Annotated in this window: 27 protein-coding genes and 1 pseudogene; 6 read left to right on the top strand and 22 right to left on the bottom strand. The window is 62.4% G+C overall.

Annotated elements, in window-relative coordinates; translation table 11 throughout:
• Nucleotides 1-146: 146 nt before the first annotated feature.
• The 14 genes from KBY74_RS10615 to KBY74_RS10550 all read right to left on the bottom strand — a co-directional run bounded on the left by KBY74_RS10615 (nt 147) and on the right by KBY74_RS10550 (nt 7,788).
• Complete coding sequence (locus tag KBY74_RS10615) at nt 147-461, bottom strand: Uma2 family endonuclease (RefSeq protein WP_254942677.1); 315 nt, start codon at nt 459-461, stop codon at nt 147-149.
• Nucleotides 462-667: 206 nt separating this feature from the next.
• Nucleotides 668-937: an N-acetyltransferase gene (locus tag KBY74_RS10610; RefSeq protein WP_254942676.1), complete on the bottom strand. Its 270-nt coding sequence runs from the start codon at nt 935-937 to the stop codon at nt 668-670.
• Nucleotides 891-1,151 (bottom strand): DUF1778 domain-containing protein, encoded by a 261-nt coding sequence (locus tag KBY74_RS10605; RefSeq protein WP_254942675.1) that lies wholly within the window; start codon nt 1,149-1,151, stop codon nt 891-893. Before KBY74_RS10605 ends, KBY74_RS10610 begins: the two co-directional genes overlap by 47 nt.
• A gap of 164 nt (nt 1,152-1,315) precedes the next feature.
• Nucleotides 1,316-1,561 (bottom strand): hypothetical protein, encoded by a 246-nt coding sequence (locus KBY74_RS10600; protein WP_254942674.1) that lies wholly within the window; start codon nt 1,559-1,561, stop codon nt 1,316-1,318.
• Nucleotides 1,562-1,647: 86 nt separating this feature from the next.
• Nucleotides 1,648-1,800, bottom strand: coding sequence for a hypothetical protein (locus KBY74_RS10595; protein ID WP_254942673.1), 153 nt, complete (start codon nt 1,798-1,800; stop codon nt 1,648-1,650).
• A gap of 167 nt (nt 1,801-1,967) precedes the next feature.
• Nucleotides 1,968-3,893 (bottom strand): nucleoside-diphosphate sugar epimerase/dehydratase, encoded by a 1,926-nt coding sequence (locus tag KBY74_RS10590; RefSeq protein WP_254942672.1) that lies wholly within the window; start codon nt 3,891-3,893, stop codon nt 1,968-1,970.
• A gap of 208 nt (nt 3,894-4,101) precedes the next feature.
• Entirely contained in the window at nt 4,102-4,551 is a 450-nt protein-coding gene (locus KBY74_RS10585) for a YdcF family protein (protein ID WP_254942671.1), read from the bottom strand.
• Between the two features lie 255 nt (nt 4,552-4,806).
• Entirely contained in the window at nt 4,807-5,031 is a 225-nt protein-coding gene (locus tag KBY74_RS10580) for a type II toxin-antitoxin system HicA family toxin (RefSeq protein ID WP_106501047.1), read from the bottom strand.
• The gene (locus KBY74_RS10575; protein ID WP_254942670.1) at nt 5,031-5,264 is read right to left on the bottom strand and encodes a type II toxin-antitoxin system HicB family antitoxin; all 234 of its coding nucleotides are present in this window, start codon (nt 5,262-5,264) and stop codon (nt 5,031-5,033) included. The genes KBY74_RS10580 and KBY74_RS10575 overlap by 1 nt, the downstream gene beginning before the upstream one ends.
• 200 nt (nt 5,265-5,464) lie before the next feature.
• On the bottom strand, nt 5,465-5,605 hold the full coding sequence (locus KBY74_RS10570) for a hypothetical protein (RefSeq protein WP_254942669.1): 141 nt from the start codon (nt 5,603-5,605) through the stop codon (nt 5,465-5,467).
• Nucleotides 5,606-5,954: 349 nt separating this feature from the next.
• Nucleotides 5,955-6,236 carry a type II toxin-antitoxin system YafQ family toxin gene (locus tag KBY74_RS10565; protein WP_254942668.1) on the bottom strand — a complete coding sequence of 94 codons (282 nt, stop codon included), beginning with the start codon at nt 6,234-6,236 and terminating at the stop codon, nt 5,955-5,957.
• Nucleotides 6,223-6,651 (bottom strand): hypothetical protein, encoded by a 429-nt coding sequence (locus KBY74_RS10560; protein WP_254942667.1) that lies wholly within the window; start codon nt 6,649-6,651, stop codon nt 6,223-6,225. Before KBY74_RS10560 ends, KBY74_RS10565 begins: the two co-directional genes overlap by 14 nt.
• Nucleotides 6,652-7,199: 548 nt before the next feature.
• The gene (locus KBY74_RS10555) at nt 7,200-7,526 is read right to left on the bottom strand and encodes a hypothetical protein (protein ID WP_254942666.1); all 327 of its coding nucleotides are present in this window, start codon (nt 7,524-7,526) and stop codon (nt 7,200-7,202) included.
• Nucleotides 7,513-7,788, bottom strand: a complete 276-nt coding sequence (locus KBY74_RS10550) for a hypothetical protein (protein ID WP_254942665.1) — start codon at nt 7,786-7,788, stop codon at nt 7,513-7,515. The genes KBY74_RS10555 and KBY74_RS10550 overlap by 14 nt, the downstream gene beginning before the upstream one ends.
• A 188-nt stretch (nt 7,789-7,976) precedes the next feature.
• Here KBY74_RS10550 and KBY74_RS10545 point away from each other — a divergent pair, with 188 nt between their 5' ends.
• Genes KBY74_RS10545 through KBY74_RS10530 form a run of 4 tightly spaced genes read left to right on the top strand, consistent with a single transcriptional unit; the run spans nt 7,977 to nt 9,456 of the window.
• Nucleotides 7,977-8,807, top strand: coding sequence for a DEAD/DEAH box helicase (locus tag KBY74_RS10545; protein ID WP_254942664.1), 831 nt, complete (start codon nt 7,977-7,979; stop codon nt 8,805-8,807).
• Nucleotides 8,804-9,046, top strand: a complete 243-nt coding sequence (locus KBY74_RS10540) for a type II toxin-antitoxin system Phd/YefM family antitoxin (RefSeq protein ID WP_254942663.1) — start codon at nt 8,804-8,806, stop codon at nt 9,044-9,046. The genes KBY74_RS10545 and KBY74_RS10540 overlap by 4 nt, the downstream gene beginning before the upstream one ends.
• Complete coding sequence (locus KBY74_RS10535) at nt 9,043-9,312, top strand: Txe/YoeB family addiction module toxin (RefSeq protein WP_254942662.1); 270 nt, start codon at nt 9,043-9,045, stop codon at nt 9,310-9,312. The genes KBY74_RS10540 and KBY74_RS10535 overlap by 4 nt, the downstream gene beginning before the upstream one ends.
• A 21-nt stretch (nt 9,313-9,333) precedes the next feature.
• Entirely contained in the window at nt 9,334-9,456 is a 123-nt protein-coding gene (locus KBY74_RS10530) for a hypothetical protein (protein WP_254942661.1), read from the top strand.
• Nucleotides 9,457-9,518: 62 nt separating this feature from the next.
• On the opposite strand, the gene KBY74_RS10525 is transcribed toward KBY74_RS10530, so the two are convergent.
• Nucleotides 9,519-9,728: a hypothetical protein gene (locus KBY74_RS10525; RefSeq protein ID WP_254942660.1), complete on the bottom strand. Its 210-nt coding sequence runs from the start codon at nt 9,726-9,728 to the stop codon at nt 9,519-9,521.
• A 227-nt stretch (nt 9,729-9,955) separates the two neighbouring features.
• On the opposite strand from KBY74_RS10525, the gene KBY74_RS10520 reads away from it, so the two are divergent.
• The gene (locus KBY74_RS10520) at nt 9,956-10,168 is read left to right on the top strand and encodes a hypothetical protein (protein WP_254942659.1); all 213 of its coding nucleotides are present in this window, start codon (nt 9,956-9,958) and stop codon (nt 10,166-10,168) included.
• A gap of 256 nt (nt 10,169-10,424) precedes the next feature.
• On the opposite strand, the gene KBY74_RS10515 is transcribed toward KBY74_RS10520, so the two are convergent.
• The 3 genes from KBY74_RS10515 to KBY74_RS10505 all read right to left on the bottom strand — a co-directional run bounded on the left by KBY74_RS10515 (nt 10,425) and on the right by KBY74_RS10505 (nt 11,962).
• On the bottom strand, nt 10,425-10,817 hold the full coding sequence (locus tag KBY74_RS10515) for a hypothetical protein (RefSeq protein WP_254942658.1): 393 nt from the start codon (nt 10,815-10,817) through the stop codon (nt 10,425-10,427).
• A 316-nt stretch (nt 10,818-11,133) separates the two neighbouring features.
• On the bottom strand, nt 11,134-11,631 hold the full coding sequence (locus tag KBY74_RS10510) for a YdcF family protein (protein WP_254942657.1): 498 nt from the start codon (nt 11,629-11,631) through the stop codon (nt 11,134-11,136).
• Nucleotides 11,632-11,707: 76 nt separating this feature from the next.
• Nucleotides 11,708-11,962 (bottom strand): hypothetical protein, encoded by a 255-nt coding sequence (locus tag KBY74_RS10505; RefSeq protein ID WP_254942656.1) that lies wholly within the window; start codon nt 11,960-11,962, stop codon nt 11,708-11,710.
• 40 nt (nt 11,963-12,002) lie between these two features.
• On the opposite strand from KBY74_RS10505, the gene KBY74_RS10500 reads away from it, so the two are divergent.
• Nucleotides 12,003-12,161 (top strand): hypothetical protein, encoded by a 159-nt coding sequence (locus tag KBY74_RS10500; protein WP_254942655.1) that lies wholly within the window; start codon nt 12,003-12,005, stop codon nt 12,159-12,161.
• Between the two features lie 121 nt (nt 12,162-12,282).
• Here KBY74_RS10500 and KBY74_RS10495 read toward each other — a convergent pair whose 3' ends face one another.
• From KBY74_RS10495 to KBY74_RS10480, 4 genes and pseudogenes are all read right to left on the bottom strand, one after another.
• The gene (locus tag KBY74_RS10495) at nt 12,283-12,576 is read right to left on the bottom strand and encodes a hypothetical protein (protein WP_254942654.1); all 294 of its coding nucleotides are present in this window, start codon (nt 12,574-12,576) and stop codon (nt 12,283-12,285) included.
• Nucleotides 12,573-13,013, bottom strand: a complete 441-nt coding sequence (locus tag KBY74_RS10490; RefSeq protein WP_254942653.1) for a hypothetical protein — start codon at nt 13,011-13,013, stop codon at nt 12,573-12,575. Before KBY74_RS10490 ends, KBY74_RS10495 begins: the two co-directional genes overlap by 4 nt.
• Before the next feature lie 5 nt (nt 13,014-13,018).
• The gene (locus KBY74_RS10485; protein WP_254942652.1) at nt 13,019-13,189 is read right to left on the bottom strand and encodes a hypothetical protein; all 171 of its coding nucleotides are present in this window, start codon (nt 13,187-13,189) and stop codon (nt 13,019-13,021) included.
• Nucleotides 13,189-13,737 (bottom strand): annotated as a pseudogene (locus KBY74_RS10480) (glycosyl transferase); the annotation flags it as partial. The gene KBY74_RS10485 and the pseudogene KBY74_RS10480, both read right to left, overlap by 1 nt.

The following is a 13,737-nucleotide window of genomic DNA, read 5'->3' as shown; positions in this document are numbered from 1 at the left end:
AAATCAGAAACAAGGCACGAGGCCAGTACAAAAGCGGGTCACGCCGCTGGCGGGGGTGAACTGATACTCGCAGTACACGCTGTACAGAATCGCCATGGGTGGGGCGCAAAGCATGTTCGTGCAGATGATTGCCCTGGGTGAGGCGTTCAGCCCGCCCAGATCTCGGCCAGCTGCAACTGCAAGCCAGGAAACTCGGGGCCGGCATTCAGCAGCTCGATCTGCTCCAGGCGCTGCGATTCACCGCTAGCGGGCCACACCTCCACAGCCCGCTCATCGGGAATGAGCAACCAACCGAGACGGGCACCATTGCTTTGGCAGGCCGTCATCTTTCGGCGCAGAGCGGTGAGGCCACGCGGACCTTCGTCGGTGGGGCTGGAGAGCTCAACCACCAGGTCGGGGCAGAGGGCAGCAAAGCGCCGCTGCTGCTCGAGCGTGAGGGCCTGCCAGCGCTCGAGGCTCACCAGATGCTGGAGAAACGGTGGTGAGCGTCATCGCCGCAGTTCGGCTGGTCAGCTCATGCTAAGTCGGCAGCCTGGGGTGAGCCTGGCGGCACCTGTCTGCGATGGCTGGCGACTCGGGAGCTTTCATCGCGATTTCGAACGCTTCAGCGATCTGCAATGCCTTGCACTGGCTTGAAGGGATCGCAAGCTGAATCGGCCTTGGGGAGTTACTGAAGGGTGCGGACAATGTCCTTCAGTGGCAGAAAGAGATGCATGGGGTCTGTAGGCGAACGCTGCAATTCGGGGATGAGGTGCTCATAAAAAGCCCGCGCTTCTTTGGATTCGGCATGCACCAGCAAGCCACGACAACCAATAGCCTCACTGAGATTGGCCACCCGCAGGATCACATCCAGCAACAACGCCGCTCCAAGTCCATGGCCCTCATACGCTTCATCCACCCCGAGACGCGCCAGCAAGGCAACGGGCTTGATGGACACGCTCGCGATGCACCACACGGTCTGCCAGAACACGCTGGGCGGCCAAGCGCCCGTGGGTCAGAACAAAGGCGCTGCGATCAAGCCCGAGGGCAGCAGCGGCACTGTCCAAGAGATCCCGGTCTTCCAGGGTGGTGCGCAGCTCGATTCGACTGGTTTTGGAACGGCCTGCAGGCTTTCTGCTCCGCCGAGAGGGGCGCGAAGAAGAAACGACCATGGGCAGTAGCTCAATCGAACCGTACGGATAGCGTACGGGGAAGAACCACCCTTACGCCGCAGAGGCGGCCCTACCGCGCTTCGGTCAGCAATCCTGAGAACGCGATGCCACCCGCCGAAGCCATGTGGACCGCTCGATCGAGGGCCCGGCGACCTCGCCCGGTGCTAGTGCTCAGCAACGAATGGCTCGAGGAACTGTTGCTCCAGAAGCAGCGGCCAACCGGCTTGCAACAGCACGTCGGCGGTTGGCAAGCACCAGAGGCGGTGCTTGGTGGCTATTTCCCAGGCTGAGGCTGCACTGATGAACACGGGCTGGCTTGGGTCCGACAGCGTTGCGTGCACAGCTGGGGGAAGTCGTTCAGGCTCGGCCAACCACCAGAGCAGGGCGTAGGTATCGAGCAGAAAGGCCATCAGATGAGAAAAGCCCCCTCCTCGATGGCATCAAGCTCCTCGATCGGCAGAGGCGCCAGCAGATCATCCGGCGCCGGAAGAAGAAGCTAGCCCTTGAGCACATCTGGCTGGCGCTTGGCATGGGCGGGATCGATCAAGCGGGAAAACTGAATCTTGGCCCGGTGGACGTTGACCGATCGCACGACCGTTAAGGCCAGATTTACCAAACTTAGTCCGGCCGTGGACGAATGACTGGTCACGCCATCGGCTGTACACGCTTGGCTTCTGCCGGAGGCCTGGTGGTCAGCCTGCAGACCTGCGACGCCAATACAGGTTGGCCAGGCTGACAAAAGCATAATCTCCTTTTTATGGCCATAAACGCATACTTTATCCACAAAAAGAGATGCGGGCTGCAGCCTTGCGGCCGTCACGCACCGCTGCGCTGCCACTCGGGCACGAGCTGGGCCAGCAGCTCCAGGGCTGCGTTTGCATCTTGGCTGGCGATGGCCGCGTCGAGGGCATCGAGCTGGGGCCAGAGCTGCTCGGGGGGGAGGGCGGCTTCGCGGGCGCGGTAGATGAGTGGATGGACCGTGGGGTCGGAATTGGCCTCGATCAGAAGTTCCTCATAGAGCTTCTCGCCGGGGCGCAGACCGGTGCAGCGAATCTCGATGTCGCCATCGGGGTGGTGGGCATCGCGCACGCGCAGGCCACTGAGGCGCACCATCTGGCGGGCGAGATCAATGATCCGCACAGGCTCGCCCATATCGAGGAGGAAGAGATCACCACCTTCCGCGAGAGCAGAGGCCTGGAGCACCAGCTGGGCAGCCTCTGGGATGGTCATGAAGAAGCGAATGATCTCCGGGTGGGTGAGGGTGATGGGCCCACCGGCGGCGATCTGCTGACGGAAGAGGGGCACCACCGAGCCTGAGGAACCCAGCACGTTGCCGAAGCGCACCATCGCAAAGCGGCTGGAGGCAGCCTGGCGGCTTGCCTGCTTGGCAAAGCCCTGCACCACCAGCTCGGCTACGCGCTTTGTGGCGCCCATCACGTTGGTAGGGCGCACGGCTTTATCGGTGGAGATCAAAACCACCTGGCTCACCCCGCAGCGCTCGGCTGCCTGACACACCACGCGGGTGCTCTGCACGTTGTTGGCCAAGCCCGCCAGGGGATTGGCCTCCACCAGTGGCACATGCTTATAGGCAGCGGCGTGGAACACCACGTTCACACCCTGTTCAGAGAAACAGCGCTGCACCAGGGCGGCATCAGCGGCATTGCCCAACACAGGCACCAGGCTGAGCTCGGCGGGCAGGCGCTGCTGCAGCTCCTGGTGGATGGCGTAGAGGGCTGGCTCGCTGCGCTCGAGCAGCACCAAGGACTTGGGAGAAAGCCGCAGGATCTGGCGGCAGAGCTCGGAGCCGATTGAGCCGCCGGCACCGGTGACGCACACCACCGCAGCGCGCACACCAGGGCCGAGCAGCTGGGGATCGGGCGGCACGACATCGCGACCCAGCAGTTCTTCGATCGCCACCGGGCGCAGGGTGTTGATGCGGGCCCGGCCACTGGTGATCTCCTCCACCGAGGGCACCTGAAGAAGCGAGGCACCGAGCTGCTGAATGTCTTGAACAATTTGACGGCGCTTGCTGCGGCTGAGGGAGGGGATGGCAAGCAGCACCTGGGTCACCTGGTGGCGGCTGATCAGCTCGGCCAGCAGCTGGGGGGGATGAATCACCACGCCATCGAGCTCACGGCGCCAGAGCTCAGGGGCATCGTCGATGAAGGCCACCACCGTGTGGCTGCGGGCCAGGCGTAGGGCGGCGACCAGCTGAGCCGCGGCTGCTCCGGCGCCATAGATCACCACCGGCGGCCGGTTGGAGCTGGGCGGCTGACTGGCCTGGAGCAGCAGGTCGCGCAACACAAAGCGGGCGCCCCCGGTGAGGGCGGTGAGCAACAGCCACAACAGGGGCCAGCTGCTGCGGGGCGGCATCTGCACCGGCAGCAGGGTGCCGAACAGATACACCAGCAGCACGATGGCGGCATTGCGCGCTGCCACCGCATAGAAGGCGGTGCTACTCACATAGCGGGTGAGGCCGCGGTATTGACCGGTGAAGGCGAAAAGACTGAGGCCAACAGCCCAGGTGGCCGGCAACAACCAGAGGGAGCTCGATAAGGCCTCGCTGAAGGGATGGGCGGTTCGCAGCCAGAAGCTCAGCCAAATCGCCAGGGGGATTAGCAGAAAATCGATGGTGCCGAGCAGAAGGCGGCGGCCCAGGGGGGGCAGCTGCATCAAGGTACGGCGCAGCGCCACGGGGCTTTGCTTGGTGCCGACGTTGCGAGCTTTGGTGGTGCTAGTCAACGGATTAATTGGTCTCAAAGATTTGATACGCTGCAGGAGGATGTGTTGTTTAACTTTCGCAGAATAAATCTAGAACAGCATGAGATTTGATGGTCCAACGTCAGCCACACCGGCGATTGCAACAGCTTGGAAAGGAGAAAACGAAACGCCATAAAAAAAGCCCCTGCCACAATCGCGAAAGGGGCTGAAAGGGTGGGTGAGGGAAGGGCTAAACCCCACAATCCGCCCGCTTGCGGGCAACAACCTGGGGAGCCAGCCAAGCGCCGGTGGTCCCAGTGGCGCGCCAGAGGGTGAGGCGCAGGGCATCCCGAAGCAGCTTGCGGTGCTCGGTAGGGCTGGTGGTAGGCAAATCGGCAGGGCCAACGCGAATGCCCTGGCTGCCGAGGGCGATGCGGGCGAGGACTACGGCGCGGGCGGTGTGATCAGGATCGGTGGCAAGCCACACCAGGCACTGCGGGGCTAGGGCTGGTGGCGCAACCAGTGAGCAAGGGGCGGTGATCTGGGTGGCGGTGTCGAAGCCCTGCAGCAGTTCGGGGGTGGGCTGGGGTGGCGGCGTGCCTCTAGGGCAGCGATTGGCCGATGCGATCGGCTGCGGCGAAGCGACCTGAGCCACCATCCAGTACCACCACCAGATCGCTTCCAGGGCCAGGCCAGCCACAGCCCTGCAGCCGAAGTTCCAAGCAACAGAGCAACCAACACCTGGCGACGCTTCTGGCCAAGCAGCACTAGCGGGAAGCTCGCATCACCACGGTTCGCACCACCTCCGCGTAACTGGCCATCTGCTCAGGGGTGATGGTGGGATGCACCAAAAACATCAAGCTGGTTTGACCAAGCAAGCGGGAAACGGGTAGCCCCTCGGCTGGAGCCAGGCCCTTCAGGCCCTTGGCAATGGTCAGAAACGCTGCTTAGCAGCTCAGTTCTCTAGAAACGTCTCCACACTGATACCTGCTTGGCGCAAGATGGCGCGAAGTGTTCCCTCGGGCATGTCACCAGGGTGGTTCGGAATCGTGGTGTAGCGATTGCCGGAACGTTGGTACCAGATCTCGTGGGAACCAGCTGCTTGGCGGTCAAACGCAAAGCCGAAGAGCTTCAAACGCTTAGTGACATCGCGGTAGCGATAACCAGACAGACGACCCACTACGCGCTCAGGACAACGGGAAGCTCAAAGGACTGCGCGAGGGGAGCAGAAGCTTCAAGTTCACCCCGATCAAGCCGCGCTTCGTGAAGCTTTTTGGCTACATCACGGGCAATCTCGAGGGTCTCCATCACGGTGCGCCCCTGGGCGACCAGACCAGGAATGCTTTCACAGGTGGCCAGGTAGCCACCCTCAGGAAGCCGCTCCAAATGAAAGTTGACGAGCCATTCAGCCACGATGGAGGTCTTGCAGGGTCATTTCAATTTAGTAAGACGATTGTTCCAAGTAGCTGGCGGCGAGGAGCAGGGCGGCAAACACCGAGATCCAGCCTTGGCGTTCAATTCCTAAAACCACCGCAGCCAGCCCAAACCCTGAACAAAGAATAGTACAAGCAAACTAGTAGAGTTTCCATGGGGTCATTGGTCGCGCCGCACCCCTACACCCCACAATCCGCCCGTTTACGGGCAACAAGCTCGGGAGCCAGCCAAGCGCCGGCGCTCCCAGTGGCGCGCCAGAGGGTGAGGCGCAGGGCATCCCGAAGCAGCTTGCGGCGTTCACCGGGGCTGGGGGTAGGCAAATCGGCAGGGCCAACGCGAATGCCCTGGCTGCCGAGGGCGATGCGGGCGAGGGCTGGTGGCGCAACCAGTGAGCAAGGGCGGTGATCTGGGTGGCGGTATCGAAGCCCCGCAGCAGCGCAGGGGTGGCTCAGTTTTCGATGTCGGAAGTGGCTCAGTTTTCAGTGTCGCTTGGCAGCTGAAAGCTTCCAAACCCACAGCACCCTCACGCCCTGCACCCAGAACAACGCTCAAGCGGCTTTCACGGGGCCGGAAGCCGCGTTGGCAGCTCCCCCTACAGTCCACAGACCGGGCGTTTGCGGGCGACCTGCTCGGGCACCAAGCTCATCGCCAATGCCTCTGGGCCAGGACTCAAAGCGACAGCTCGCTGTGCGATCCCAGACGAACAAGCCGAAGCACCTCACCGCCCTGGAGCTGATAAATAAGCACCAAATCCAGGAAGACGTGACAGTCGCGATATCCCTTCCAGTTGGCTCTGAGCTGATGGTCGCGAAACCTGATTGGGAGAGGCTGTTCGGCCAGAAGATGCCCGATCACCTCTTTAAGGCGGGCATCTGGCTCCGAGCCGTAGACACTTTTGAAATACCTTTTATAGTCTTTTTTGAAATGTGTTGAGCGTTCAATCGTCCGCATGCAGGTTGGCGAACAACTGTTCAATGTTTTCTGCGGTCACTCCTCGCCCCTCGGCCAGCTCTTGCATGGCTTCAAGGGTGCCAGCATTTGGGCCCAGAAGATCGAGAAGGCTGAATTGGCCCCCTGCCAAAGCGTGATAAACCTGGTTCACGAAGAGCTGTTCGGACAGTCCAGAAGCAGTTAGCTGTTTCAGCACATTGGCGCGAATGTCTCTGTCGAGACCATTGAGGTCAATCGTTGCTGGTGTCATACCGAAACCTCCTTCATGCCACATTAATGCCGCTGAGGGTTCAACACCCGCGCCGGCGAGGCGGGCACCGAGGCAGATGTGCAAGGCGTAGCCGGCCATCGGCTCAGGTGTGATGGTGGAATGCACAAGGAACATCAAGCTGGTCTCACCCAGTTCACGAGCCACCGGCAACCGCTCAGCAGGGGCCAGACCAGCCTCCTGAAAGCAGCCCTAGGGCTGCGATCTCGCTGAGGATGTGGACATGGCTGTAGGACGAGAAAAGTGTGATCAGCGCCAGCAGGCCGCCCAGGATCAGGGTGATCCAACCCTGGATGTCGAACAGAAAAACCTACCCACACCGAGCCCTCGCCGCTCATACCATAATACACTTGTACTGCTCAGCAGGGAGGGGAGGGGGCCTCACGGCCACCAGCCCATCCTGCCGGAACCAAAACCTGGGCCACCTGCAGCCGAGAACACTCAAACCAACAGAGCCCTCACGACCTGCAGCTCGAACAACACCTGAGCCGCTTTCACAAGGCCGCAGGCCTAAACCCCCTACACCCCACAATCGGCCAGTTTGCGGGCAACAACTTTGGGAACCAGCCAGGCGCCTGCGTCCTAGTCGCCCGCTAGGGGCTGAGGTGCCTGCTCTGGCATCCATGCTTCCTTCACCGGCGGGGATATTAGGAGTCGAACAGGGGTGCAGTTTGCTGCAGCCTGAAACTTATGAATCATTTCCTCCTGTAGGTCGCGTCGTGATCCGGGGCAATGGTGAGTAGCCGCATGTACTCACCCTCACGATGCGCTGTTCCCCTGCGTGAACGGCTAATCCGCAGCGAGTAAACGGCATCGATTCCAGCCGGTGGCTTGATGCTTGTGATCTTCTCCCACTTGATCCCTGGGTCGCGATAGAGCTGGTTCCAGGTGAGCTGGCGGATCTTTTTGAGGGTGTCGAGTGCCGCGTGGCGCTCAACCTTCTGCAGCGTGAGCAACTGCTCCTGAAACACCGGGTTGTTCAGATCCAGCCTGATGCAGCCTTCAGGCTTAATCACAGCCAAGGCGCATCAGGGTTTCATCCAGAGCGGCGTCCGCTGGTGGGTGACTGGCGGACCAGACCATCGCAGCCTGCAGGGCTGCTGCGGCAGCGGGTTCGTGTAACCAGCGCTCATTGTCTGGAATCACTGTGGCGGTGCGAACGATCCAGACACCCGGCTCAGGCTCTTCCACAAGAACATGGCGGCCGGCGTACTGCTTGCCCAGCGAGATCTGGCCATTGCTGCCGACGAGCTTGATGGCGGGCGGATGGAGCGCGGAAGCCATGGCGGGCGAGGGCGACAGCATTCAGTCTATCGCGACTTTCGTGCGGCACCAAAAAAGGGGGGTGACCTGAGCGCCGCGGCAGGTCTAGGAGCGTGTCGCACATAGATCAGGGCGCGGCCTCTCCACAGACGCCCTGAAATCTGCCCAGATCCCAGTGGCAGCAATGGATCCTGGCGAGAGAATGGGGCATGGTCAAGCCCAAGTCCTTCCGCCCCTGGAACCCCGAGCAGACGCTGCTGCTGCCGCCATCACCGGTGGACTGGTTACCGCCGCCGCATTCACCCGGTACGGCCATCTGCTTTTGCTGCACGATCGAGCACGCCGAACAGATGGCTGGTGCCTTCCGCGCTGCGGGGATCAGGGCCGCGTCAGTGAGCGGCGGCACGTCAGCAGAGGATCGCAAACGCTTGATCGCCGGGCTCGGCACCGGGGAGGTGGAGGTTCTCACCAGCTGCATGATCATTTCCGAGGGCACCGACATCCCCTCAGTGGGCGGCGCGATCCTGATGCGCCCAACCGCTTCCTTGTCGCTCTATCTGCAGATGGTCGGCCGGGCCCTGCGTCCCGCACCGGGCAAGCAGGAGGCGGTGATCCTCGATCACGTCGGCAATGCCCATCGTCATGGCCTGCCCACCGATGAGCGCGCGTGGAACCTGGCTGGCCGCCGCCGCCGGGAGGGCGTCTCGATTCCGATCAAGGACTGCCCGGTCTGCTTCTGCAGTTGCCCCAGTGCCGCACAGGTCTGCCCCGACTGCGGCCACCAGTTTCTTGCCGAAGAACGCGATGAGCAGCGCCGTGGGCTCCAACTGCTTGAGGGTGAACTGGTCAAGATCAGCGGGTCGGATCGGCACCGCCCCCAGCTCCAGCAGGCCCGGCCACGCCGTCCTTCGAGCAGCTGTTGGAGCGCGAGCAGGAACGCGGCTACAAACCCGGCTGGGCCAGGCATGTGTGGGCTGCAAGGCAGCACAACAAGGCAAACAGCAGTACGCTTTGACGTACGGGTGAAGGCCATGTCATGACCACGGTGTCTGCCACAGAAGCCCGCAAGCGGCTCTATGCCCTGATCGACGAGGTGGGGCAGTCCCACGAGCCGGTGCAGATCACGGGCAAGCGCAGCAACGCCGTGCTGCTGTCCCAGGACGACTGGCGCGCCATCCAGGAGACCCTGCATCTGGTCTCGATCCCTGGCATGCGCGAGTCGATCCTCGAAGGGATGGCGACCGATGTCTCCGAACTGAGCAGCGAACTGGGCTGGTGAGCTGGACGGTCCTCTTCACCAAGCAGGCCCAGAAGGACGCTCGCAAACTCGCTTCCGCATCCCCTGCTCTCAAGCAGAAAGCTCAGGCCCTGCTGGACATCCTGGCCGTCGACCCCTACCAACAGCCACCTCCCTACGAGGCCCTGGTCGGCGATCTTCGAGGGGCCTGCTCAAGGCGCATCAACATTCAGCACCGCCTCGTCTACCAAGTGTTGGAGGAGGAGCAGATCGTGAAGGTGCTGCGCCTCTGGAGCCACTACGCGTAGTCCTGCCCGGCAACAGGAGGTATGGCCTCCTCCACCAGCGAACACGAGATCCAGCAGCGCATCCGCCTGGCCTGCGGCCGCGGACCGGTGAGGCTCTGGCGAAACAACACCGGCGCTTTGGTCGACCAGCAGGGGCGTTTGTGAGCTTTGTGAGGTGAACCGCCAGCGAGATCAGCGAGTTCGGTGGCAATCAGCTGAGCTTGTCATTAAAAACAGCCATCTCCAGTGGAGGGGGGTGGGGTCGAGCCAGACAAGTGCTCCCGCTCGAACTGCTCGAGCCTGGAGTTGGCTTGCTCGAGCCGCGCGATCTCGCTCTCGAGCTGTTTCATCCGCTTCTCGTGCTCGATCTCCCTGCGCTCGAATTCGATCTCGCGAATCTCGTATTCGACGACGGGATGCCAATTGAGCCTCGACAACCAGCGTCGCCAACGAGGCAGCGAGGACAGAAACTCCGATTTGCTTATTGAGCTGGAGGGTTGGGCCCCAAAAGAAGTGGACATGGTCATAACCCGTGAAAAGTGTGACCAGGGCGAGCAGAAGGCCGACAATGAGCGTGATCGCGCCCTGTAAGTCAAATCCCAAAACCACCGCAGCCAGCCCAACCCTGAACACAGAATAGTACAAGCAAACTAGCGGAGCATCCGTGAAATCACCGGTAGCCCGCCGCACCGGCCTGCACCTCCTAAACCCCACAATCAGCCCGTTTGCGGGCAACAACCTGGGGAGCCAGCCAGGCGCCAGCGCTGCCGGTGGCCCGCCAGTGGGCGAGGGCGGTGATCTGGGTGGCGGTGTCAAAGCCCTGGAGGAGTTCCGGTGTGGGCTGGGGCGGGGGCGTACCTCTGGGGCAGCGGATTAGCAGGCGATGAGGCGGCTGGGGCAGGGCGCGGGCGATGCGATCTGCTGCGGCAAGCCCGCTTCACCACAGCTCGCACCACATCGGCTAGTTGGCCATTTAATCGGGGGTGATAGTGGGATGCACCAAGAACATCAAGCTGGTTTTACCAAGCAAGCCTGGGCGCAGTCTTCGGTAACGGCGATGACATAGGAGTAGTGGATTTCCCTTGGGCAATGGACCCCTCAAGCAAACCCGCCGTACTCCTCCAGCAGGGAAATCACATCTCGGACTCGTTGGGCATTGGGTTGGTTGGGTTCGAGCTGGTGGCGGAGCTGCACAAGATTGCACTGAGCTTGGCGTTGAGCTCGGCGAGCCGCTCGTTCTCGCTCTTCAGCTGCTTCATTCGCCGCTCGTGCTCGATCTTCCTTTGCTCGTCGTCTTTCCTCAGCTGCGCGTCCTCGCTCTCGAGCTGACTCATCCGCTGCTCGTGAACGATCTTCCGCTTCTCGAACTCGATCTCTCTCCGATCGAACTCGATCTCTCTCAGCTCGTAGTCGACAACGGGTCGCCAGTTGAGCATCGCCAAGCAACGGCGGAACCAGGGCAACGAGGAGTAATACTCCGATTTGCTGATTGAGGGCGACGGCGCCGATGAAGGGGATGTGGACATGGCTGTAAGACGAGAAAAGAGTGATCAGCGCCAGCAGGCCGCCCAGGACCAGGGTGATCCAGCCTTGGATGTCGAACAGAAAAACACTACCCACGCCGAGCCCTCGCCGCTCAGCCAATAATACACCTGTACTAGTCAGCAGGAACACAGCGCGGGGCGCACATCAATAGTGCTTGCCCTCGCAGCTGCAAGCGCATCCCGCCGGAACAAGGGCCTGGCCATCCGCAGCTGAAAACTCCCCAACCAGCAGAGCCCTCACGACCTGCAGCCGGAACAACTCCTAATCCGCTTTCACGGGGCCGCAGGCCTACACCCCCTAAACCCCACAATCGGCCCGCTTGCTGGCAACAACCTGGGGAGCAAGCCAGGCGCCAGTGCTGCCGGTGGCTCGCCAGAGGGTGAGGCGCAGGGCATCGCGGAGAAGCTTGCGGCGTTCAGCGGATCTGGGGGTAGGCCAATCAGCTGGGCCGACGCGAATGCCCTGGCTGCCAAGGGCAATGCGGGCGAGGATCACGGCGCGGGCGGTGTGATCTGGATCGGTGGCAATCCACACCCTGGCACTGCGGGGCGAGGGCTGGTGGCGCAACCAATGGGCGAGGGCGGTGATCTGGGTGGCGGTGTCGAAGCCCTGGAGCTGTTCGGGTGTGGGCTGAGGCAGCGCGTGGCCGATGCGATCGGCTGCGGCGAAGCGACCTGGGCCACCATCCAGCACCACCACCACATCGCTACCGGCAGTGGAGGTGGGAACCGGAGAAGGAAACGGAACAATCCAGGGACAGACCAGCCAAAACCCTGCAGCCGAAGATCCAAGCAACAGAGCACCCAAGATCTGGCGAGCGGGCAGCAGGACGCTCAGGCCGGCTCATCGGCAAGCTGGGCCAATTCGGCGACTACAAGAGCGAGGAATCGTCGGTGGAGGACAGAGGGCTCGAGTTGGACAAGTGCTCCCGCTCGAAGTGCGCGAGCCTGGACTCGATTGCTGCGAGCCGCGCGTTCTCGTTCTTGAGCTGCTCGGTTTCTCTCTCGATCTGCTTCGTTCTCTGCTTGGAGGCGTTGATTTCGCTCTCGAACTGCTTCGTTCTCAGCCTGGAGGCGTTGATCTTCTGCTCGACGTCGGGATCCCGTCGCCAGTTGAGCGTCTGCAACCACAAGCGCCACTGAGGCAGCGATGCTCCAGACGCCCCATTGCTGCGGGAGCTGGAGGGCGGCGCCGGCGGGGAGGGCGATGTGGTCATAGGAGGTGAGGAGGGCGATCAGTGCGATCACAATGCCGGCGAGGACTTCGAGCCAGCCCTGGAGATCAAACCAGCCGCAACGGCGACGGGAAGCAGGCGTTGCCTCTGAGTCTGGCGCAGTTTCTGAAACGGGGTCGACCTGCGCCACAGGCCGGCGACAACAACGCAACAATCGTAGTACATACGTTCGCATTCGGGACTGGTTGACGCCGCTCGCAGGCCTACACCCCCTAAGCCCCAGAATCCGCCCGCTTACGGGCAACAACCTCGGGGGCCAGCCATGCGCCGGTGGACCCAGTGGCGCGCCAAAGGGTGAGGCGCAGGGCATCGCGAAGGAGCTTGCGGCGTTCACCGGAACTGGGGGTAGGCCAATCGGCCGGGCCAACGCGAATGCCCTGGCTGCCAAGGGCACTGCGGGGCATGGGCTGGTGGCGCAACCAGTGGACGAGGGCGGTGATCTGGGTGGCGGTGTCGAAGCCCTGCAGCAGTTCGGGTGTGGCTGGGGCGGATGGGGCAGCTTTCACGGCTTCAGGGTCAAGCCTTCTACGGGATCAGACGCACCAGGCGCGAGTTCCAGCGCGGCGTAACGGGTTTGGCGGCAGTTGAGCACTTCACCTGGGGCCAGGCAAGCGAGCGGGCCAAGGCGAGAGGCACCAGCCATGGCGGCGTTGACACCGAGTTGGCTGTAGGCGCCGCAAATGGCGTCGTGGTCGACAACGGCGCCGCTATTCACCAGCACTCCTTGATGGAGAGAGGCATTGGCATTCACCACAGCGCCGGCGAGCACAACAGAGCCAGGGCCGAGCTGGGCAGTGGCACTCACGATTGCTCTGGGATGCAGCACCTCCCCAAGGGGAGCGGTCACCTGCTCAAGCACCTGCTGCCAGGTTTGACGGAGGGCCGGATTGCCAATGGCCACGACCACCTGATCGGCTGGGGCCTGATCTGAGGCCTCAAACAACCGATTCAGGTCCCAGGCGAGAGACAGGAGACCAAGACAGGGGTTCCGTTCACCAGGGTGCCTGCGGGCAAGGCGTCGTCGAGAAAGCCCACGACGTGATCGCCACTGGCAGCAATGGCATCGCAAACGGAGCGGCCATGGCCGACGGCTCCAAGATTTAACCAGCGCTGGCCCATCAACTGCGGGATGCGATGGCAAAGGGAACAGCAACCCTCTGATCAAGCCAGACGCCGAGCAATAGTTCAAAGAAAGCAAGGGTGATTAGCCAGGGCAGGCCACCCCACAAAAGAGCGAGGGCCAGCACAGCCGTTGCACCGATATAAAGACTGGAGACCCGGGCATGGGGCCAGCCGGCCTGGTGCAGGCGCTGGAAGAGGTGAAGCCGATGGGCCTGGAACACTCGCTGCCCGGCAAGCAGACGGCGGGGCACGCAGAGAAAGGCGTCGCCGAGCAGGGGGGTGGCTACCAGTAGCAGGCCGAGGGCTCCTGGCCAGGAAGGCGCCTGAAGCGCAAGCCCGACGAACACAGCACCCAGAAAGGTGCTGCCCACATCCCCCATGAACACCTTGGCGGGGCTCCAGTTCCAGATCAGGAACCCCAGCAAGGCACCCACCAAGGCCCAGATAGGCCAGGGAGCTGCGAGCCGGAGGGCGACTGCTGCCAGGGCGACGGCCATACAACCGGCTACTAGGCCATCAAGGCCATCCATGAAGTTGGTGAAGTT

Source organism: Cyanobium sp. A1C-AMD, from assembly GCF_024346495.1.
GTDB lineage: Bacteria > Cyanobacteriota > Cyanobacteriia > PCC-6307 > Cyanobiaceae > Cyanobium_A > Cyanobium_A usitatum.
This window is presented reverse-complemented; position numbering and strand designations above follow the sequence as displayed.

Bases quoted from the DNA above. Each gene is read 5' to 3' on its own strand.
- KBY74_RS10605 (WP_254942675.1), bottom strand. From the start codon at position 1,151: ATGGTCGTTTCTTCTTCGCGCCCCTCTCGGCGGAGCAGAAAGCCTGCA.
- KBY74_RS10600 (WP_254942674.1), bottom strand. From the start codon at position 1,561: ATGGCCTTTCTGCTCGATACCTACGCCCTGCTCTGGTGGTTGGCCGAG.
- KBY74_RS10565 (WP_254942668.1), bottom strand. From the start codon at position 6,236: ATGCGGACGATTGAACGCTCAACACATTTCAAAAAAGACTATAAAAGG.
- KBY74_RS10550 (WP_254942665.1), bottom strand. From the start codon at position 7,788: ATGGCTTCCGCGCTCCATCCGCCCGCCATCAAGCTCGTCGGCAGCAAT.
- KBY74_RS10545 (WP_254942664.1), top strand. From the start codon at position 7,977: ATGGTCAAGCCCAAGTCCTTCCGCCCCTGGAACCCCGAGCAGACGCTG.
- KBY74_RS10540 (WP_254942663.1), top strand. From the start codon at position 8,804: ATGACCACGGTGTCTGCCACAGAAGCCCGCAAGCGGCTCTATGCCCTG.
- KBY74_RS10530 (WP_254942661.1), top strand. From the start codon at position 9,334: ATGGCCTCCTCCACCAGCGAACACGAGATCCAGCAGCGCATCCGCCTG.
- KBY74_RS10515 (WP_254942658.1), bottom strand. From the start codon at position 10,817: ATGTCCACATCCCCTTCATCGGCGCCGTCGCCCTCAATCAGCAAATCG.
- KBY74_RS10485 (WP_254942652.1), bottom strand. From the start codon at position 13,189: ATGGGCCAGCGCTGGTTAAATCTTGGAGCCGTCGGCCATGGCCGCTCC.